The sequence below is a fragment of the Bacteroides sp. Phil13 genome, assembly GCF_001940965.1.
Lineage (GTDB): Bacteria > Bacteroidota > Bacteroidia > Bacteroidales > Bacteroidaceae > Bacteroides > Bacteroides intestinalis.
The window spans coordinates 46,406-66,485 of the sequence record NZ_MSHA01000015.1 but is presented as its reverse complement, the minus strand read 5'-3'; the positions used below and the strand labels follow the sequence as shown (position 1 = coordinate 66,485).

At 41.8% G+C, this 20,080-nt stretch carries 13 protein-coding genes and 2 tRNA genes; 9 read left to right on the top strand and 6 right to left on the bottom strand.

Annotated elements, in window-relative coordinates; genetic code table 11:
- Positions 1–24: 24 nt before the first annotated feature.
- The 3 genes from BWI44_RS02675 to feoB all read right to left on the bottom strand — a co-directional run bounded on the left by BWI44_RS02675 (position 25) and on the right by feoB (position 2,832).
- Positions 25–96 (bottom strand) — tRNA-Cys (locus BWI44_RS02675).
- 52 nt (positions 97–148) lie between these two features.
- Positions 149–364 carry a hypothetical protein gene (locus tag BWI44_RS02670; protein WP_138291633.1) on the bottom strand — a complete coding sequence of 72 codons (216 nt, stop codon included), beginning with the start codon at positions 362–364 and terminating at the stop codon, positions 149–151.
- On the bottom strand, positions 361–2,832 hold the full coding sequence (gene feoB / locus BWI44_RS02665) for a ferrous iron transport protein B (protein ID WP_195209343.1): 2,472 nt from the start codon (positions 2,830–2,832) through the stop codon (positions 361–363). The genes BWI44_RS02670 and feoB overlap by 4 nt, the downstream gene beginning before the upstream one ends.
- Positions 2,833–2,994: 162 nt before the next feature.
- Between feoB and tilS the strand changes: the two genes are divergently transcribed.
- Positions 2,995–4,326: a tRNA lysidine(34) synthetase TilS gene (gene tilS, locus BWI44_RS02660; protein ID WP_007665221.1), complete on the top strand. Its 1,332-nt coding sequence runs from the start codon at positions 2,995–2,997 to the stop codon at positions 4,324–4,326.
- Between the two features lie 656 nt (positions 4,327–4,982).
- On the opposite strand, the gene BWI44_RS02655 is transcribed toward tilS, so the two are convergent.
- Positions 4,983–5,813 (bottom strand): 4Fe-4S binding protein, encoded by an 831-nt coding sequence (locus tag BWI44_RS02655; protein ID WP_138291635.1) that lies wholly within the window; start codon positions 5,811–5,813, stop codon positions 4,983–4,985.
- Between the two features lie 290 nt (positions 5,814–6,103).
- Between BWI44_RS02655 and rho the strand changes: the two genes are divergently transcribed.
- The 8 genes from rho (at position 6,104) to BWI44_RS02615 (ending at position 17,445) form a co-directional block, all read left to right on the top strand.
- Entirely contained in the window at positions 6,104–8,167 is a 2,064-nt protein-coding gene (gene rho, locus BWI44_RS02650; RefSeq protein WP_138291636.1) for a transcription termination factor Rho, read from the top strand.
- Between the two features lie 177 nt (positions 8,168–8,344).
- The gene (locus BWI44_RS02645; RefSeq protein WP_118221038.1) at positions 8,345–10,156 is read left to right on the top strand and encodes a tetratricopeptide repeat-containing sensor histidine kinase; all 1,812 of its coding nucleotides are present in this window, start codon (positions 8,345–8,347) and stop codon (positions 10,154–10,156) included.
- Positions 10,153–12,117 carry an ATP-binding protein gene (locus BWI44_RS02640; RefSeq protein ID WP_195209344.1) on the top strand — a complete coding sequence of 655 codons (1,965 nt, stop codon included), beginning with the start codon at positions 10,153–10,155 and terminating at the stop codon, positions 12,115–12,117. Before BWI44_RS02645 ends, BWI44_RS02640 begins: the two co-directional genes overlap by 4 nt.
- Positions 12,118–12,213: 96 nt before the next feature.
- Complete coding sequence (ffh, locus tag BWI44_RS02635) at positions 12,214–13,533, top strand: signal recognition particle protein (protein ID WP_115502887.1); 1,320 nt, start codon at positions 12,214–12,216, stop codon at positions 13,531–13,533.
- Positions 13,534–13,546: 13 nt separating this feature from the next.
- Positions 13,547–14,428, top strand: coding sequence for a bifunctional methylenetetrahydrofolate dehydrogenase/methenyltetrahydrofolate cyclohydrolase FolD (gene folD / locus BWI44_RS02630; RefSeq protein WP_138291638.1), 882 nt, complete (start codon positions 13,547–13,549; stop codon positions 14,426–14,428).
- Positions 14,429–14,499: 71 nt separating this feature from the next.
- Positions 14,500–16,137, top strand: a complete 1,638-nt coding sequence (locus BWI44_RS02625) for a TlpA disulfide reductase family protein (RefSeq protein WP_195209345.1) — start codon at positions 14,500–14,502, stop codon at positions 16,135–16,137.
- A gap of 6 nt (positions 16,138–16,143) precedes the next feature.
- Positions 16,144–17,280 (top strand): CapA family protein, encoded by a 1,137-nt coding sequence (locus BWI44_RS02620; protein WP_138291640.1) that lies wholly within the window; start codon positions 16,144–16,146, stop codon positions 17,278–17,280.
- A gap of 91 nt (positions 17,281–17,371) precedes the next feature.
- Positions 17,372–17,445, top strand: a tRNA-His gene (locus BWI44_RS02615).
- Between the two features lie 97 nt (positions 17,446–17,542).
- On the opposite strand, the gene BWI44_RS02610 is transcribed toward BWI44_RS02615, so the two are convergent.
- Positions 17,543–18,409, bottom strand: coding sequence for a helix-turn-helix domain-containing protein (locus BWI44_RS02610; RefSeq protein WP_195209346.1), 867 nt, complete (start codon positions 18,407–18,409; stop codon positions 17,543–17,545).
- 27 nt (positions 18,410–18,436) lie between these two features.
- A complete protein-coding gene (locus BWI44_RS02605) occupies positions 18,437–20,077 on the bottom strand; it encodes an MFS transporter (protein ID WP_195209347.1) in 1,641 nt (546 codons plus the stop codon).
- Between the last annotated feature and the right edge of the window lie 3 nt (positions 20,078–20,080).

Below are 20,080 nucleotides of genomic sequence, written 5' to 3'. Positions count from 1 at the left end.
TTTCTAATCCTTCACTGGTTGCAGAGGTTCCTGGCGGATTCGAACCGCCGTACACGGTTTTGCAGACCGCTGACTAAGCCACTCATCCAAGGAACCAGTCTTTTCTCATTTGCGGTTGCAAAGGTAGTACATTTTTTGAAAATTCCAACTATCCGCAACAATTTTTCTTCTTTTCTTTTTTCGTCGCACTACATTCTGCACGCTTCTCATCCATCAATCGCTTTAAGTCACAACCGGTTACGCAATTTGCGCATGGATTACTATTTTCTTTTGTCCGGCGAAAAAAAGCATAAATTCCCCATCCGATCCGGACAATACACAACAGTAACAGGATTGCAACCGCCCATTGTTGCCAATTCATCATACAAATAATCCTCCTATTCTATAAATAGCAAATGCCATTATCCAAGCGAGCAGCGTGGTATACACTGCCGTAAATAACGCCCATTTCCAGCTACCGGATTCTTGCTTGATTGCTACAATCGTAGCTATACATGGGAAATAAATCAATACAAACACCATATAACAGAAAGCTACCAACGGTGTAATCGGAATACGTTCGGCAAGACTTACGGCATCTGCTTCAGCATCATTTGTATAAAGCACGCCTAGTGTACTTACCACTAATTCCTTAGCACCCACACCTGAAAGTATACCGATACCAAGTTTCCAGTCAAACCCCAAAGGTTCAATCACCGGCTCCATAGCCTTTCCTATCTGCCCGATGTAGGAATTCTCCTGCTGTTCGGCAACCGTTTCATATGCATCATGGTCAGGATAATATCCCAATGCCCATATCACGATGGAAGCTATCATGATAATACCTCCCATTTTACGCAGATATTGTGCACCTTTCTCCCACGTATGTCGGAAAATGACTTTTGCCGTCGGTAAACGGTAAGGTGGAAGTTCCATAACGAACGGAGTATCATCTCCCTTCACCAAAAAACGGCTGAACAAACGCGCCATCAACACCGCCAATAGGATACCTATTGAATATATTAATAACAGTATCAAGCTACCATTGTTCGGAAAAAATGCACCTACCAGCAACAAATAAATGGGCAGGCGGGCACTACATGACATCAACGGATTGACGAGCATGGTAATAAGTCGGCTTTTACGATTCTCAATAGTGCGCGAAGCCATAATAGCAGGTACGTTACATCCGAAGCCCATAATCAAAGGAATGAAGGATTTACCATGCAGCCCCATCTTATGCATAATCTTATCCATGATAAATGCAGCGCGTGCCATGTAACCGGAGTCTTCCATCAGCGATATGCAGAAATAAAGAATAAGGATGTTCGGCAGGAAAACAATCACACCACCAACACCACCTACAATACCATCTACCAATAGATCTTTCAACGGTCCGTCAGCCATATTGGCATGTATAAAGTTGCCGAGGGTTTCTACCAGCCATTCGATACCCATCATCGGGTATTCACCGAGCACGAATGTACCTTCGAACATGAGATACATGAACAGGAAGAAAATGGGGAATCCCCACACACGATGCGTTACAATGGAGTCTATCACACGGGTAGTATGTTCTTTATCCAAGTGATTATCCACAAAGGTTTCTTTCAGTGCACCGGATATAAAACCGTATTTTGCATCGGTAATTGCCTGATCGCAATCCTCATTCAGCACGTCTCGGATACGGCGGCTTTCCTGATCACGGACATCTATGATTTCTTTGCCGTTGGGTAAAGTTTTAATCAGCGTTTCCAAATCCGGATCATTCTCCAGAAGTTTGATGGCAAGAAAGCGGGTAGAATACTTATGACGGATATCCTCATTCTCACTAATCACCCGTTTCACCTCTTCAATGCTACGTTCCAGTTCGGGACCATGATTAATGTGAATATGACGATAGAATCCATGATGACGCACTTCTTCCTCTTTATAAGCCCCACCGGTATAGCCGGGCACATATTCGCGATGCCATTCGCGCAGGTCATTCAACACTTCGGTACGTACTTTGCCTTTCTGATCGAGGAAGTCGGCACCTTCATAAATACTGATAACAACGTGAAAAATATCTTCGATGCCTTTACCCGTACGTGAAACAGTAGGAACCATAGGAACACCAAAGAGTTCACTCAGTTTCATGTAATCCAGCGTGTTACCACTGGCTTCCAGTTCATCGTACATATTGAGAGCCATCACCATACGCACATTCATGTCAATCAACTGGGTAGTGAGGTACAGATTACGTTCCAGATTGGACGAATCTACCACATTGATAACAATGTCCGGTGTTTCATCAATAATATGATGACGGACATACATTTCTTCAGGACTATATGCTGATAGCGAATATGTACCGGGCAAATCGACTATGCGGAAATGATAACCTTGAAAATTAAAGTAGCCTTCCTTGGCATCCACTGTAACCCCGCTGTAGTTACCAACGTGTTCGTGTGAACCGGAAGCAATATTAAACAGAGAAGTTTTCCCACAGTTTGGATTACCCACTAATGCAACATTAATGGTACGACGTTTACCAAGAGCGATACGTTTCAGTTCTTCTTCCCCCGGATAAATATCTTCACTCATTCCCGGATGATAATTCGGTTTTGTCACCTGCTCTTTCGCCTCATGTTCGCTGAGTATTTCAATCATCCCTGCCTCCTGGCGGCGCAAGGAAATTTCATACCCCATTACTTTGTATTTTATTGGATCTTTCAGCGGGGCATTCAGCAAAACTTCTACAGTCTTGCCTTTAATAAATCCCATTTCTACAATTCGTTTGCGGAAACCGCCATGTCCCAGTACTTTAACGATTACACCTTTTTCTCCAGTTTTTAATTCGGATAAACGCATAGTCTTCTCTCTTTCTTTAATTTGGATGCAAAGATAAATGATTTGTATTTAGCCCACAAATTATTTAGATTGTTTTTAAATAAGGAGGAATATTCTCCATTCTCCACTTTGTTCCGAAGAATTAGAAAGAATTCAATTCGTTAATATTATCTTTGCACCACTATGAATAAAAAGAAAATAGAGCAATACATTGATCAGGAAAAGCTTTTCACACGAGAAGACAAAATACTGGTAACGCTGAGTGGCGGAGCGGACTCAGTAGCTTTGTTGCGTCTACTTCTTGATATGGGGTACACCTGCGAGGCGGCACATTGCAATTTCCATCTGCGGGGAGATGAGTCGGTTCGAGATGAAATGTTTGTCCGCGAACTATGCTTGCAACTGGTAGTTCCGTTACATGTCCAACATTTCCAAACTATGGAAGAAGCGGAAAAGCGCCACATATCCATTGAAATGGCAGCGCGGGAATTACGTTATGCCTGGTTTGAACAGCTCCGTCTACAACAAGGGGCCGACGTTATCGCCGTGGCCCATCATAAAGATGATAGTGTAGAAACTCTCCTGCTCAACCTTATCCGCGGAACAGGCATCAACGGGCTATTGGGTATCCGCCCCAAAAACGGAAACATTGTCCGTCCTTTGTTATGCCTCGACCGGAAAGAAATAACCGAATACCTACAAGAAATCGGGCAATCTTACGTAACGGACAGCACCAACCTGCAAGACGAATATACACGCAACAAGATACGCCTCAACCTATTGCCTCTTATGCAGGAAATCAATCCCTCCGTAAAAGAAAGCCTTCTCCGCACCTCAGAACATCTGAATGATGCAGCTCTCTTATATAAGAAAGGTATAGAAGAAGGTAAGCAGAAAGTGCAAACCGAACAAGGTATCCTAATCAGTGCTTTGCTCCAAGAACCTGCACCGGAAACTTTATTATTTGAGATCTTATCTCCATTAGGATTTAACAGCGCACAGATCAAAGATATTTTCACCTCCCTGAACGGACAACCGGGAAAGATATTCCTTAGCAGAGAATGGCGTGTGATTAAAGACCGGGAGCTTCTGCTGATAGAACCGGTCTATTCAGAAGATGCTTCAACAGTCTTTTCTCCGGATGACCCTGCCCTGCCCTTCCGTCTAACAATGGAAGAATTAGAAGTCACGGATGATTTCATCATTCCCCGCGACCGAAACACTGCTTGCTTCGATGCAGACAAACTAAAACAACCTCTCACAGTCAGACGCTGCCGACAAGGCGACACATTCGTTCCCTTTGGTATGACCGGACAAAAAAAGGTCAGTGACTACCTTACTGATCGGAAATTCTCCCTTTCCCGCAAAGAACAACAATGGGTGCTTTGCAGTGATTCCCATATCATTTGGTTGATAGGCGAACGTACTGATAACCGTTTCAGAATAGACGACCAAACACAGAAAGTTATTATTCTGAAGTTTATTCCTAATTATACGGTTATGAACAAAATGTGATAAAGTGGTAGGGTGATAAAGTGATAGCGGGATAACGCTCTGTGGTATATAGCGCAGCTACCTTATCGCCCTATCACCTTACCACCTTATCACTCTTGTATTCCTTTCTTTTCCGATATGAGTTAGATGATGATTCATTGTATATTTCATCAGTTGGTAATTATACTTACAAAAAACTCGTAAATTTCTTCCTTTCCTTCAGCTACTCCTCCGACTCGTTGAGTGAATCTGATTCAGTCAGGGACTGAATGCCTTTCACTCACTGACTGAATGCCTTTCAGTCCCTGACTCATTGTACCCCCATCCAGAAGGTATCTGAGAGAGGGTGGGGAAAGTGACAAGACAAGAAAGAAAAGAGATAAAAATTACATATAAAAAACATAGATTTATTCATTTTTTCCGTTATAAATAGAACACAAATTACGCGAATTAAGGGTTGCGCTACAATCAGCTATTACTAAGCTATTTTTCTCCAGTTAGGAAAAAATATTTTTCCAGTTGGGAAAATAAAACCCCATTTATACCATATGTATTGTCTTTTAAGCGTTACTGACGAATTTTGAGGTACTGCCTTGATAATATATACAGACACAAATGTATCGGAGAATTCTGTAGAAATTCTGAATGAAAGGAGTTTATTGCATGTAGGATTAAAGCTATAAAATAATCCGGTCCTCTTTCTGCCGCACAAAGCAGTCTGAAAGCAATGAAGCAAACGGAGTATCATACGTCCGCGCCTTGAACGAACATCCTTTAACGCATGCACAACACTTTATGCACTTTTCGGCAATCGTATTACATTCGTCACCTTTCAGGATAGCTCCCGAAGGACAATGTACAGCGCAAACGCCACAATGCGTGCAAAGTTCCGCATTCACTTCCGGTACACGCGGCAAAAGAACACCACTTTTACGCAACTTTATCACCCGGCGCAGAAACTTGAACAAAGGCAGAAAAGGCTGGCGCGGGCGCTGAATACGGTTCACATCCACCGGATACAAGTGTTCCATATCAACGGCGGCATTTATTTTCGTCCGTATCTTCGCACCAAATTCCTCCGCATATTGCAAATCATTTGCATCCGGACGCCCTGGGGCTATTGGATTTTGTTCCGTACTATACGAATGTTCTCCCACAAAAGTAGCCCCGGCAATAACTTTGAAACCTTGGGCAGAAGCAAATGCATCCAATTCTATCAAAGCCTTTTCATACGCACGGTTACCATAAACTACTACCAGCACAACCGGAGATCCCGATGCACGAATGCCCTGCAACCGCTCCATAGCCAAAGGAGCTACCTTGCCGCCATACACCGGCACAGCAATAAGAGTCAGTGTATTCTCCGGAATATCTACCTCAGCAGCATGCAGTGTTAAATTCGTAGTAACAACATTTGTTAGTCCTGTTCCGCGAACAATTGCCTCACCAACTTGTTTAGAAGTACGAGTAGGCGAAAAATAGATGAAATGAACTTCGTTTATATCCATAAATATATGCGCTTTTTCTTGGTTTATCAAGCAAAGATAAAGTTTTAAAATTAAAAAAAAGACGAATTGTTTATGAAACCAAAAATATTTATTACCTTTGCGCCGTTGAAACATTCTGTAAACTCCTAAGTGCGGGTAGCTAACAGTTTTCCGGTTCAATAATAAATATCCCATAATCATTATATTAAATAAAGGTATATTTGCCACGTTGCTTGTGACGACAACCGCAGCCGTGTGAACATATCTGTCCAATAACAAAAGAAATTTTAAACCATTCACATATATACTGTATGTATAATATCATTCAATTGAACGACAAAAATTTGTCGGAACTTCAATCTATTGCCCAAGAACTGGGTATTAAAAAGACAGACTCACTAAAAAAAGAAGAACTTGTTTACAAGATACTTGATGAACAAGCCATCGCAGGTGCTACCAAAAAGGTTGCTGCTGAAAAGCTGAAAGAAGAGCGTAAAGTGGACAGACAACAGAAACGTACCCGCGTAACCGTAAAAAAAGAGAGTACTGACAAAGTCTTTACCGCCAACAAAAATGGCGATCTCACTAAGGCAAAAGCTGACGCTTCAGTAGCAGCCGCTAAAGTACAACCAGAAGCAGTAAAAGCACCGGTAGCAGAGGCACCTAAAGCGCCGGTAACGGAAAAAGAAGTAGCTGTAACAGCTACAGAAGCTCCTGAAAAAGCTGAAACGCCTAACTCAACGAAGCGTAAACCGGGACGTCCGCGTAAAGCTAAGGTAGAAGAAAAAGCTCCCATACCCGCACCTGTACCTGTTGCAAAGAAGGAAGAGCCTAAGAAAGCTGAGCCCGAATTGAATTTTGAAACAGAAGCGCCTAAAGTTATCAAGAAAGTCGTAGTGGAAGACAGCCCTATCCTGGCAGAACCCGAAGATGACTTCATTCCTATCGAAGACCTTCCGACCGAAAAAGTAGAACTGCCTTCTGAACTTCTCGGTAAGTTTGAAGCAACTAAAGCTGAAACACCCGCAGTTCCTGTAGTTGAATCTGTTCCTGCCAATCAACGTCCACGCCTTCGTCTCCGAGACAACAATAATAATACCCCTTACAATAATAACAACAACAATAATAACAACCGGAACAACAACCCACGTCCCGTACAACAGCAGCGTCCGGCACAACCGAATGCCAACAACGAAAATTATTCTCCTATCCCCGAACGCAGACCTGTAGTTGAACGTGAAAAAGTATACGAATTCGACGATATCCTAACCGGTACAGGCGTACTGGAAATCATGCAGGATGGTTACGGATTCCTTCGTTCTTCCGACTATAATTACCTTTCTTCACCAGATGATATTTATGTATCTCAATCTCAAATCAAACTGTTTGGTCTGAAAACCGGTGATGTTGTAGAGGGTGTAATCCGTCCTCCTAAAGAAGGTGAGAAATATTTCCCATTAGTAAAAGTGGGAAAAATCAATGGACGTGACCCGGCTTTCGTACGTGACCGCGTACCATTTGAACATCTCACGCCATTATTCCCCGACGAAAAATTCAGATTGTGCAAAGGTGGCTATTCAGACTCTATGTCTGCTCGTGTAGTAGATCTCTTTGCTCCTATCGGTAAAGGCCAGCGTGCATTGATCGTGGCACAACCTAAAACCGGTAAGACTATCTTGATGAAAGATATAGCCAATGCTATCGCAGCAAATCATCCGGAAGTCTACATGATTATGTTACTTATCGACGAACGCCCGGAAGAAGTAACCGACATGGCACGCACCGTAAATGCCGAAGTCATTGCTTCCACTTTTGACGAACCTGCCGAACGCCACGTGAAAATCGCCGGTATTGTGCTGGAAAAAGCCAAAAGACTGGTAGAATGCGGTCATGACGTAGTGATCTTCCTGGATTCAATTACACGTTTGGCACGTGCTTACAATACAGTATCTCCGGCTTCCGGTAAAGTACTTTCCGGTGGTGTGGACGCCAATGCACTTCATAAGCCCAAACGTTTCTTCGGAGCTGCCCGTAATATTGAAAACGGTGGTTCGCTCACTATTCTTGCTACTGCCTTGATTGATACAGGTTCCAAGATGGATGAAGTTATCTTCGAAGAATTCAAGGGTACAGGTAACATGGAATTGCAGCTCGACCGCAACCTGTCTAACAAACGCATCTTCCCAGCTGTCAATATTGTTGCTTCCAGCACCCGTCGTGACGACTTGCTGCAAGACAAGCAAACTTTGGATCGTATGTGGATACTCCGCAAATATCTGGCTGATATGAATCCGATTGAAGCTATGGACTTTGTGAAAGACCGCATGGAAAAAACTAAAGATAATGACGAGTTCTTAATGAGCATGAATAGCTAAAATCACAGCTAAAAAGACAAAATCAACAATAAATAGGATTATATATACAAAAAGGGCGAGACATTTTCGGATATCTCGCCCTTTTTATTTATTTTTGTCGCAAGTAATCAGATTTCATTATATAAACATTTAATTAATCAGGTGAGGCTCAGTAAAACGATCATACTATTTTTGTTGATGCTATTTTACAGTACTTCCTACATCCAATCGGCAAATCTGGATTTGGTAGATGAGCGTATACACCTAATGGAGTATCTGATGGATAATAATCTGGCCTATTCTCAAGAAGTCAGATTGCATGATATTGCCCAGTGGGAAGATGAGCTTGTTGACGCATTTCGTAACAAGAAGGATTATAAACACATGTTCCTCATGCAACAAATGGCTGCTTATGCACTTGTATCTGATGGACATATCAATGAAGCATTGGAAAAAGCAAATGCCATGCTACAACAAGCCACCTTAATGAAATATGATATAGGAATAGCCATATCACATTATGCCATCGGCGATACTTACCTCAATGCCAACATGACTAATGAAGCTATCGAGGAATATGAAATAGCCATGCAGAAGCTATATAAAATTGCAGACTCCGAAAAATTACAGGAAAAAGTACTTATCCAATTAATCCCCACACTTATCAGACTTGGACGATTAAATGAAGCTAAAGACTATTTGGAACAGATAGAACAAGTAAAAGACTATCGACATAGCCGCTTCATAGAAAATATCTTTCAAGCCTACTATTATCTTCATACTAATAACCTGGAACAAGCTCGGGAATATATTCAGGAAGCAGAAGAATGGTATGAGTATTATCCTTTCTTTTTTCACAGTTCTATTTTGAAATATATCCAAGCCGAATATGCCAAGCAAGTCGAAGATGACGAGCAAGCCATAAAATTATATAATGAACTGACTGTTAGTACCAGTAGCGCCAATGTCTACAACAGATATCTGAAAATGAAGAATTCACTGGCACGACTGTATACCAAACGTGGAAGAGCCAAAGAGGCATGCGAAATATTTCAAGATATCAATGCTGCACGAGATTCTATCAACGCGCGCAACTACTCCTCGCAAATTAATCTGCTGCGAACCATATATCAGGTAGACCGTCTTGAAATGGATAATCAAAATGAACGTAACCGATTATTGTTTTATTCTATCATGGGGTGTATCCTTATTTTAAGTATATCCATTGCATCGGTACTCTACATCCGTAAGATCAATAAACGACTGATAGCATCCAGGCTAAAACTGGAAAAAGCACGGCAAATTGCAGAAAATTCCATCCGTACCAAGAGCGTTTTTCTGTCGAATATGAGTCATGAAATACGCACGCCTCTAAATGCTTTGTCCGGTTTCTCTGCTATTCTGACGGATGCAAATATTGATATCAGTACCCGGCAACAATGCAATGAAATCATTCAGCAGAATTCAGATTTACTGTTGAAACTCATAGATGATGTCGTAGATCTTTCTAGTCTGGAAATTGGCAAAATGCAATTTCTTTTCGCAAACAATAATGCTGTAGCTATATGCCGGAATGTAGTGGATACGGTAGAAAAGATAAAGCAAACATCCGCTTCTGTACTGTTCCAAACTTCTTTAGAGAACTTGGAAATCTATACAGATGAAGCACGTCTTCAACAATTGCTAATCAACTTACTGATTAATGCCACTAAATTTACCACAGAAGGAAGTATTACTCTTTCATTAGAAAAACAGTCAGAAGAAGTTGCTCTGTTTGCTGTATCAGATACAGGTTGTGGCATAGCCCCGGAAAAGCAGGGTGCAATATTCAATCGTTTCGAAAAGCTGAATGAAAATGCACAAGGTAGTGGATTGGGACTTTCCATTTGCCAACTGATTGTGGAACGTTTCGGTGGAAAAATATGGATTGACCCCGAATACAAGAATGGTTCCCGTTTCCTGTTTACCCATCCTATTGTCTCAACTAGCAGAAAGGAGGTATCAGAATGAAACGTCTCTTATTTATAGTAGTTCTTTTACTTCAAATCTTTTTCATATTTGCAAACAGACCCATCAAACGGTCACCTGTTACCGATAGTCTTATAACAGAGTTGCAAACACTTCCACATGACACCACCAGACTAAAACTACTTGAAAAGCTTGTGCTTACGGAGCAAAATTCTCCGCATTACATAGAATATGCAGAAGAAATGTTCAACGAAGCTCAGCGTCAAAAAAATGCTAAATACATCTGCAGCAGTACCTATTTTAAAATTCTATATTACTATAATAAGGAAAAAATAGATAGCGTCAGCAAATTGGTTAATTATGTAAAACCCATTGCTGAACGCATGAAATACTATCGTTTGTACTTCAATGCACAAAAACTACTTATATATACCTATATTTATAGCGAAAAATATGAATATGCCATCAATGAAGCATTGGAAATGCTCAAGATAGCAGAAGAGTTGGATAATGTAGATGGATGCATAGCTGCATATTCATGCCTGGCAAGTGCCTATCATGAAACCAATCGCAAGAAAGAAGAAGGAGAAGCGCTACGTAAGGCCCATGAATATACTTCCGAGCAAAAGACAAGCAGTACGCAAGTCAATGTTTTGGAACAACTGATTATGTTCAGCAATGACCAAAATGATTATAAAAACTTGAAAGTATATTTAGATGAAAACAAGCAACTAATGGAGGAAATGTTAGCTTGGGACCCTGACATGTATGAGTCTTACTTCAACCTCTACCTATTTTCAACAGTATTCCAGTCCTACTACTATACAGGTATAGGAAAAACCGATTCTGCACAATATTATATAGAGAAGGCACAAGATTTCATAACTCCGCAAAGTTATCTCCCTTACATAACCATGTATCATGATGCCTATGCCAAATACTATCACCACACTAAAAAATATCAAAATGCATTAGTACACATGGATTCTGCTCTGATATATATGCAACAATCTAAATCGGCATTAACGGAGTACGCCAAACAATTATCCCGCAAAGCTGACATCCTGCTGGAAATGGGTCAATATGCAGAAGCATTACCACTATACGAAAAATCTAATCACATTCAAGATTCATTGACTGCTGCCATATCAGCCAAGCAATTGGAAGAAATCAAAGAAATATACCATCTTAACCAGCTAGTATGGGAACGCGGGAAACTCAGGAATCGTGTACAAACCAGTATTCTCTTGAGCCTTGGAATCATACTTGTGCTATGTATCACTTATATGCTCCGTATCAACCGGATACGAAAAGCATTGAAAATTTCAAAAAAAGAGACCCAGAAAGCCACACGTCAAACAGAGCGGGCCAATGAAATGAAAAACCGTTTCTTGTCCAACATGAGTCATGCCATCCGGGTTCCTCTGAACGGAGTATTAGGTTTCTCACAAATCATTGCAAACGAAGTGGAAATTGACGAACCTACTCGTAAAGAGTATGCGGACATCATTCAACAAAACACTGAACAATTAATGCGTCTGGTAAACAATGTTCTTGATCTATCCCGTCTGGAGGCTGGTATGATGAAGTTCCAATTAAGTGACTATGACATTGTACAACTTTGCAAGGATTCCGTAGGAATGGCACAAATGCAAAATCCAACTTTGCATATTCATTTCTACAGTGACATTGACGAGTATATTGTTTATACTGATACAAACCGGATGATGCAACTCATCGTCAGTATTCTTACTTGCCCCTCTCCATCTTTCAAAGAAGAACGTGATCTCCAATTCACTTTAGATAAAAATGGAGAAATATTATGCTTCAAAGTTACGAACTCTCCATTGGCAGACCTCAATTATGCCAATCAGGACTCTGCTTTGCGTAACGATGTCAACCTTTTATTACTAAAACACTTCGGCGGTACTTATCAGGTAATTCATGACAGTAAGGAAGGACCGACTATTCTTTTCACTTATCCTGCTACCTCAACTGAATAATATTCTTGCCTCAAAAGAAGGTAGATACAGGGATTTTTTGTACTTTTGCACCTCAATAAGAGTAATTTGTAATTTATAAATAGTAATTATATCATCATGTTCGATAATTTAAGCGAAAGACTGGAAAGGTCGTTTAAAATTCTGAAAGGTGAAGGAAAAATCACCGAGATCAATGTTGCGGAAACCCTGAAAGATGTGCGCAAAGCACTGTTAGACGCCGACGTTAACTACAAAGTAGCCAAAACTTTCACAGATACGGTTAAGGAAAAGGCATTGGGACAAAACGTATTGACAGCCGTAAAGCCCAGCCAATTAATGGTGAAAATCGTGCACGACGAGTTGACTCAGTTAATGGGTGGCGAAACTGCAGAAATTGATTTGGAAGGAAGACCTGCTGTCATCTTAATGTCTGGTCTGCAAGGTTCCGGTAAGACTACTTTTTCCGGTAAGTTGGCACGAATGCTAAAAACGAAAAAGAACAAGAAGCCGTTATTGGTGGCTTGTGACGTATACCGCCCTGCCGCTATCGAACAGTTGCGCGTATTAGCAGAGCAAATAGGAGTTCCAATGTACTCTGAACCGGATAGTAAGAATCCGGTGAAAATTGCAGAAAATGCAATTCAGGAAGCCAAAGCCAAAGGATATGATGTCGTAATCGTCGATACCGCCGGACGTCTGGCTGTGGACGAAGAGATGATGAACGAGATTGCTGCTATTAAAAAAGCAATCAATCCGAACGAAATTCTTTTCGTTGTAGACTCTATGACCGGCCAGGATGCTGTAAACACAGCAAAAGAGTTTAACGAACGCCTTGACTTTAACGGTGTTGTACTGACTAAGTTGGATGGTGATACCCGGGGTGGTGCCGCTCTTTCCATCCGTTCAGTAGTAAACAAGCCGATCAAATTTGTGGGTACAGGTGAAAAACTGGATGCCATCGACCAATTCCATCCTTCACGTATGTCAGACCGTATCCTCGGTATGGGTGATATTGTTTCATTGGTGGAACGTGCCCAAGAGCAATATGACGAAGAAGAGGCCAAACGCCTGCAAAAGAAGATTGCCAAGAACCAGTTCGACTTCAATGACTTCTTGAGTCAGATAGCGCAAATCAAAAAGATGGGTAACCTGAAAGATCTGGCTTCTATGATTCCGGGTGTAGGTAAGGCTATAAAGGACATCGATATTGACGACAATGCTTTCAAGAGTATTGAAGCTATTATTTATTCTATGACCCCTGCAGAACGTAGTAATCCGGCCATTCTGAACGGTTCACGCAGACAACGTATTGCTAAAGGTAGTGGTACGAATATTCAGGAAGTAAACCGCTTGTTAAAACAATTCGATCAAACTCGTAAGATGATGAAGATGGTAACAGGTAGCAAGATGGGTAAAATGATGCCTAAGATGAAATAAAAAAAATACTGATATGACACTAATTGACGGAAAAGCAATTTCGGAACAAGTAAAACAGGAGATTGCTGCAGAAGTAGCAGAAATGGTGGCGAAAGGTGGTAAACGTCCTCATCTTGCAGCAATTCTCGTAGGCCACGATGGTGGTAGTGAAACGTATGTTGCTGCAAAAGTAAAAGCATGCGAAGTTTGCGGATTCAAATCCAGCCTCATCCGTTACGAGGCAGATGTGACGGAAGAAGAACTTCTTGCTAAAGTACGTGAACTAAACGAAGATGCAGACATAGACGGGTTCATAGTACAGCTTCCATTACCCAAGCACATCTCCGAACAGAAAGTGATCGAGACCATTGATTATCGCAAAGATGTAGATGGTTTCCATCCCATCAATGTAGGACGCATGTCCATAGGATTGCCTTGCTATGTATCGGCAACTCCCAACGGAATCCTAGAATTATTGAAACGCTATCAGATAGAGACTTCCGGAAAGAAGTGTGTAGTATTGGGACGTAGCAATATCGTCGGCAAACCGATGGCAGCGCTCATGATGCAAAAGGCTTATCCGGGAGACGCAACCGTAACCGTATGCCACAGCCGCAGTAAAGACTTGGTGAAAGAGTGTCAGGAAGCAGATATCATCATTGTTGCATTGGGGCAACCCAATTTTGTAAAAGCCGAGATGGTGAAAGAAGGTGCCGTAGTTATTGATGTAGGTACTACTCGCGTACCGGATGCCACAAAGAAATCAGGATTTAAACTGACCGGTGACGTAAAGTTTGACGAAGTTGCTCTTAAGTGTTCATTCATCACTCCCGTACCGGGTGGCGTAGGACCGATGACTATCGTTTCTTTAATGAAGAATACATTACTGGCTGGTAAGAAAGCAATTTACCAATAACCTCGAATACCGGAAGAAGACAATTATCTCCATTAGGCTTCTTCCGGTATTTTGTTTAATCTATAATACTCATGAACACACAGCTAAAAACTATTTTTGTTTTCCTTTTTCTTGTCTGTACCCTACGGGGAACTGCGCAGAACTTTTCAATCGACTATCCATCCTATCAAAACAGGAATAGCGATGCACTTGAAATCAGCCGGATCGTCCGTAATGATACAGCCACTATTTTATATATGGATGCCTATTCGCGCCCTAACTATTGGCTACGTCTGGCTTCGGGACTATCACTCCATGGAAATCAAACCGGAAAGAACTATCCTATCATCCGTTCGCAAGGTTTCGAGTTGAACAAAGAAGTCTATATGCCTGCCTCGGGAAATATAACTTTCATCTTGCAATTTGCTCCTCTTGCCCCCCAGGAAGAGACGATTGATTTCATTGAGGGAACTAATAAAGGAGATTTTCAAATTAAAGACATAAGCCTCAACAAGCAAGAAAAGAAAGGAAAGATTCATTGCCACATTTCAGGCAAAATAATTGATAGTCCGCAATCCAGCCGACTCGTATTGATGAAAGCTCATAAGAATCCCAGTAGCAGCCCATGGCTATCGATACCTATACGCAATGGAGAATTTCAATATGATTTCTACGCTGATCATGAAGAAGTATACGAAGTCTTTATCTGGAATGATATGCTTACCGGTAGCTGGCTCCCTTCTCTCTTCTTTGCAGAAAATGGTCCTGTTTCTTTCACCCTATACCCGGCCAGTACCAGAAAACCGGGACTAGTGAGCACAAGTAACCCATTAACCTGTGAGTTACAACAATTGGAGAGTGAAAGAAAAGCCAAATTCAATTTTGACTCTTTATACGCTCAAATGAATAAATTATACGAAGAAAACCGTTTCGAAAGTGAAGCACTGCAAACTCTTTGGAAAAGAATCGAGCAAGTTAAGGACAACAATGAAGAACGAAATAATATCTACAGAGAAAGAGACCGTCTTGAAGAGAGCGGAGAAGCATACACGGAAGAAGGAAAAGCTCTTTTGGTAAAAATTAAGCAATTAAACGAAGAAATGAATCAATGGACTATAAAGCATATTAAACAGAATCCTTCCTTACCCGGACTATATGTTCTGACAAGTAAGACAGAAATGGCATGCAAAGGCGAAGACGTTACTCCATTTCTGAATGCCTATCAGGAAACTTTTGCCTCTCTCTATCCGGAGCACCCTTATAGTCAGCAAATGCAAATGCTCATTAAAAACGGACAACCGGAAATTGGAAAACCATATGTCGATTTCTCAGCTCCTGACCTAGATGGAAACAAAGTACAAATATCAAAATATATTCAGGGAAAGGTAGCGTTAATTGATTTATGGGCATCTTGGTGCGGTCCATGTCGTATAAACTCCAAGCAAGTTATTCCCATATATGAAAAATATAAGAATAAGGGATTCACTGTCATCGGTGTGGCACGTGAACAAGGAAGTGATGCCCGCATGAAAGAAGCTATCAAAAAAGATGGCTATCCCTGGTTAAATCTTATTGAGCTCAATGACACCAATCAGATATGGACGAAATACCGGATACCGAATGCTGCCGGAGGTACTTTTCTTGTGAATGCTGAGGGAATCATTCTTGCTATAAATCCCACAGTTGAAGAAATAGAAAGTATTCTTCAAAAGGAACTTTTAACTCCTTAAACATTTATGAGAAGAATATCTCCCCTCACACTACTTTTCTTTCTTGTGTCATGCAACAGTGCGGCACAAGAACAAGTAGTATCAGGAGCATCTGACACCATTCCTTCTGCTAAAGTCACATTATTATTTGTCGGTGACTTGATGCAACACAATGCACAACTTGAAGCTGCGCGTACAAGTCAGGGGACTCATGATTACTCTCTTTGTTTCTCTCTTGTGAAAGAGCAGATAAGTAGAGCAGATATCGCTATTGGAAATCTTGAAGTCACCCTCGGCGGAAAGCCATATGCAGGCTATCCTGCTTTTTCGGCACCAGATGAGTTTTTATATGCTATTCGAGATGCTGGATTCGACATACTATTAACTGCAAACAATCATTGTCTGGATCGCGGAAAGAAGGGGCTGGAACGTACTATCCTGATGTTGGATTCTTTACATATTCCATATATAGGCACTTATCGGAATAAAGAGGAACGTCGCCAACACTATCCCCTGCTTATTCATAAAAACGGATTTCGTATCGTCTTTCTCAATTATACTTATGACACAAACGGGGTCAAGCCCACCTCTCCCAATATAGTGAACTATATAGATAAGAAAATCATGCAACAGGACATTGATACCGCGCGGACATGGCAGCCCGATGCTATCATTGCCTGCATGCATTGGGGAAACGAATACCAGTCACTCCCCAGCCGGGAACAGCGGCAGTTGGCAGATTGGTTATTGGAACAAGGAGTAACGCATATCATCGGCTCACACCCCCATGTCATACAGCCAATGGAGTTACGTACCGATACTCTTACCGGAACGCAACATGCCATAGTCTATTCTTTAGGGAATTTCATATCTAATATGAGTAAGGTAAATACTGACGGTGGTCTCATATTTACATTAGAGTTGGAAAAAGACACAGTTACTCCATCTATTCCCAATATTCGCACTCGCCATTGCGGATATAATTTAGTATGGACGGCACGTCCTACTCTCACCAAAGAAAAGAATTATATCATCTATCCAACTGATTCCACATCAGTTTCGAAGCTCCCGGAAGCTGCACGTAACCATCTGAATATCTTCGTCAAAAACTCCCGAAAGCTCCTCCAACAGCACAATGTAGGAATTAAGGAGAATAAAAAATAATGCAGATTTCAATAAAATATTCCGCCAAATATTTGCAGTATCAAAGATAATACCTATCTTTGCACCGCGTTTGAGAAATGACGCAAACATGGTGACTGTAGTTCAGTTGGTTAGAGCGTCAGATTGTGGTTCTGAATGTCGAGGGTTCGAGTCCCTTCAGTCACCCAAAAGAAAGAGGAATTTCAGTAATGATCTTCCTCTTTTTTGCTATATATCAGGCTTTTGGGAGGATTAATCCAAAAAGATGTCGTAAAGAACCACATTACTTTCTCCGATACTGCTGCGGAGACTCCCCTGTCTGTTTCCTGAAAAACGTACCGAAGTAGGAAGCATTAGGAAAGTTGAAGTAATCAGATATTTCCTGTATGCTCTTCTGCGTGTTCTTAAGCAATGAGATGCTCTTGCGGATAATAGCTTTGAACACCAGTTCCTGCACCGTATATCCGCAAATCGACTTGGACAATACGGAGAGGTACTTAGGTGACAAACAAAGTTTATCTGCATAAAACTCCACACCGCGTTGCTCCATATAATACTTTTCAATCAACTGAATCAACCGTATGAAAATATCATGCTTATGCCCTACCGATGCTCTTTGCGTGATAAGTTTACGGTTATAGATGGAACAGAGCCGGTACGTCAATCCCAACAAAAGTAATTTCTGCTCATAATTATTGAATGTATTTTCCCCTATCTGCAACGTGTTGTCCAGAAGAGACATATATTTCAGGACTTCATTCTCTTCACCTGTGCTCCATACATAACATGGCTCCGTGGCAAGCTGCGAATAGAGATGCATGGAAGTCACACAATTGCCTATAATGTCACGTATCGGCTCTGTCTGGTAGACAAGAATAAATACTTCTGCATCTTCCGACTGACGACATACCTGAAAGACGGAACCACCGGGAATAAAAAGAGTTTCATTCGCTTTGGCCGAAAAATCCTTCTGATTTAGAGTAAACATAAAACTTCCCTGACGGCAAACCACCACCCCCACTCCATTCACTTGAAACGGTTTCTTCAATGACTCCGGAAAATCATGAAGCATACCTTCCGAACTACAAACATCTTTTCCACTTAACAATGCATGGTTAAGACGATACAAACGTTCCTGCTGAGTATCCATAATATCACAAACTATAGAAAAACAGTGCTAAGTTACTAATTTCCGCTTAGGATAAGGAATAATCAATACAAATATCATACAAATAAGGCAGCCGTATATAGTCCAGCCCGCCATTTCCTTTACGGCAGATAGGGTAGCCTGCACCTGAATCCGCCCTTTGGTAGACATTGCCGCCATATTGATCGCGTCCTCCTTGCTCTTTCCCTGATATTGCATGCCTTGAACAGTCTGGATAAACGAAGCGGAAGCCTCGGGATGAAGCATATCCACATTTTGCGCATAACGGGTGACATAATGTTGCTGACGTTCCTGCAATATATTCGAGTAAAGAGCGCCTCCGATGCCGGGTCCCAACACCATACGCACGGTAAGCATGACGCAAATCCAGGTAGAAAGGTACTTATAGGGCATGCGTTGCGTGGCATAAGCAGCCGTCAAGGCATAAAGGAACATCATACCCGTGGCACGAATAATGACCGGATACTTCATCCGCTCGTATAATCCGGCACTCTGCACTTCGAAGTACATGAATACTGCCGACAATCCGAGAAACAGGAAACCGGCTGCAAACAGATACTTGAAATGCACTCCCTTGGAACCCAATATCATAGAAGAGATAGCACCAATCGCATAACCTGCCATACACCAGTTGCCCAATGTCGCATTCTGGTAATTATCCAATTTCATACCGACACCCGTAAACACACTGACAAACATGGCACTCGAATTGAATATCATCAGCAACAGATAAAGCAAAATGCCCATACGAATAGTACGTAACTTAAAGACATCCAACAGGAAGTAATGCGAATGGCGGTTCTTCTCCATATAGAAAAAGACACAGGCAGATACAACCGCAACCAGAGTGGCAGTGCGGATGGACGCATCATCGTACCAATCCAAGACCTTGCCATAAACCAGCACATAAGTGATGCACACCAATGTAATGCAGAACACCGCCACATTGCCGAACTGCCTGAAGTTGATAGGAAAGCGGCGCGTAGTAAACTTATGATAAGGCATTGTGATAAAGATAACCAAGATGGAAAGCAACACCGTACCCATCATAAAATAATACACATACTGCCATTCATATTCAAAAGCCAGCCATGCCGTTAGCGATGTGCCCAATTGCCCTAAAATCATAAAGAACAGGTAAATACCCGGTTGGCTGACGCATCGGTCAATATCCAGTTTGTTCCAACCCTTATCATCATCAGGTTCCAGTCCCGGAGTGATGTTACGGGTAGCTTCCATTCCGGCAGCGTACTTGATAAGCGTAAACAGATTGACCATCATCAGCACCATCCGCAGGAAGCCCATGAGCAGACTGCAAAGCGCCAGAATAAATATACTGTCCGTCTCCGCACAGATATAGCTAAAGACATACATGAGCGAGAACCCCGCCAGACACATCATCTTCTCCCGGCGGATACACATCAAGCGATACAGGAAAGGAGCGAAAGCCGCCATTCCGATGGAAGTGACGAAATTAGTGAACTGAATATGCTCGGAGATGATGCCCAGTCCACTCATCATCTCGGTGCTGTTGACAGAGTAAACGCCACCCACCGTAAGGATGGGGATAAAGAGCAACAACATGATGATGATGCCTACCGGTTTAGGCACCCAGTTGTAGAAGGGATAGTTTTTAGGGTACGAGGGCATGGC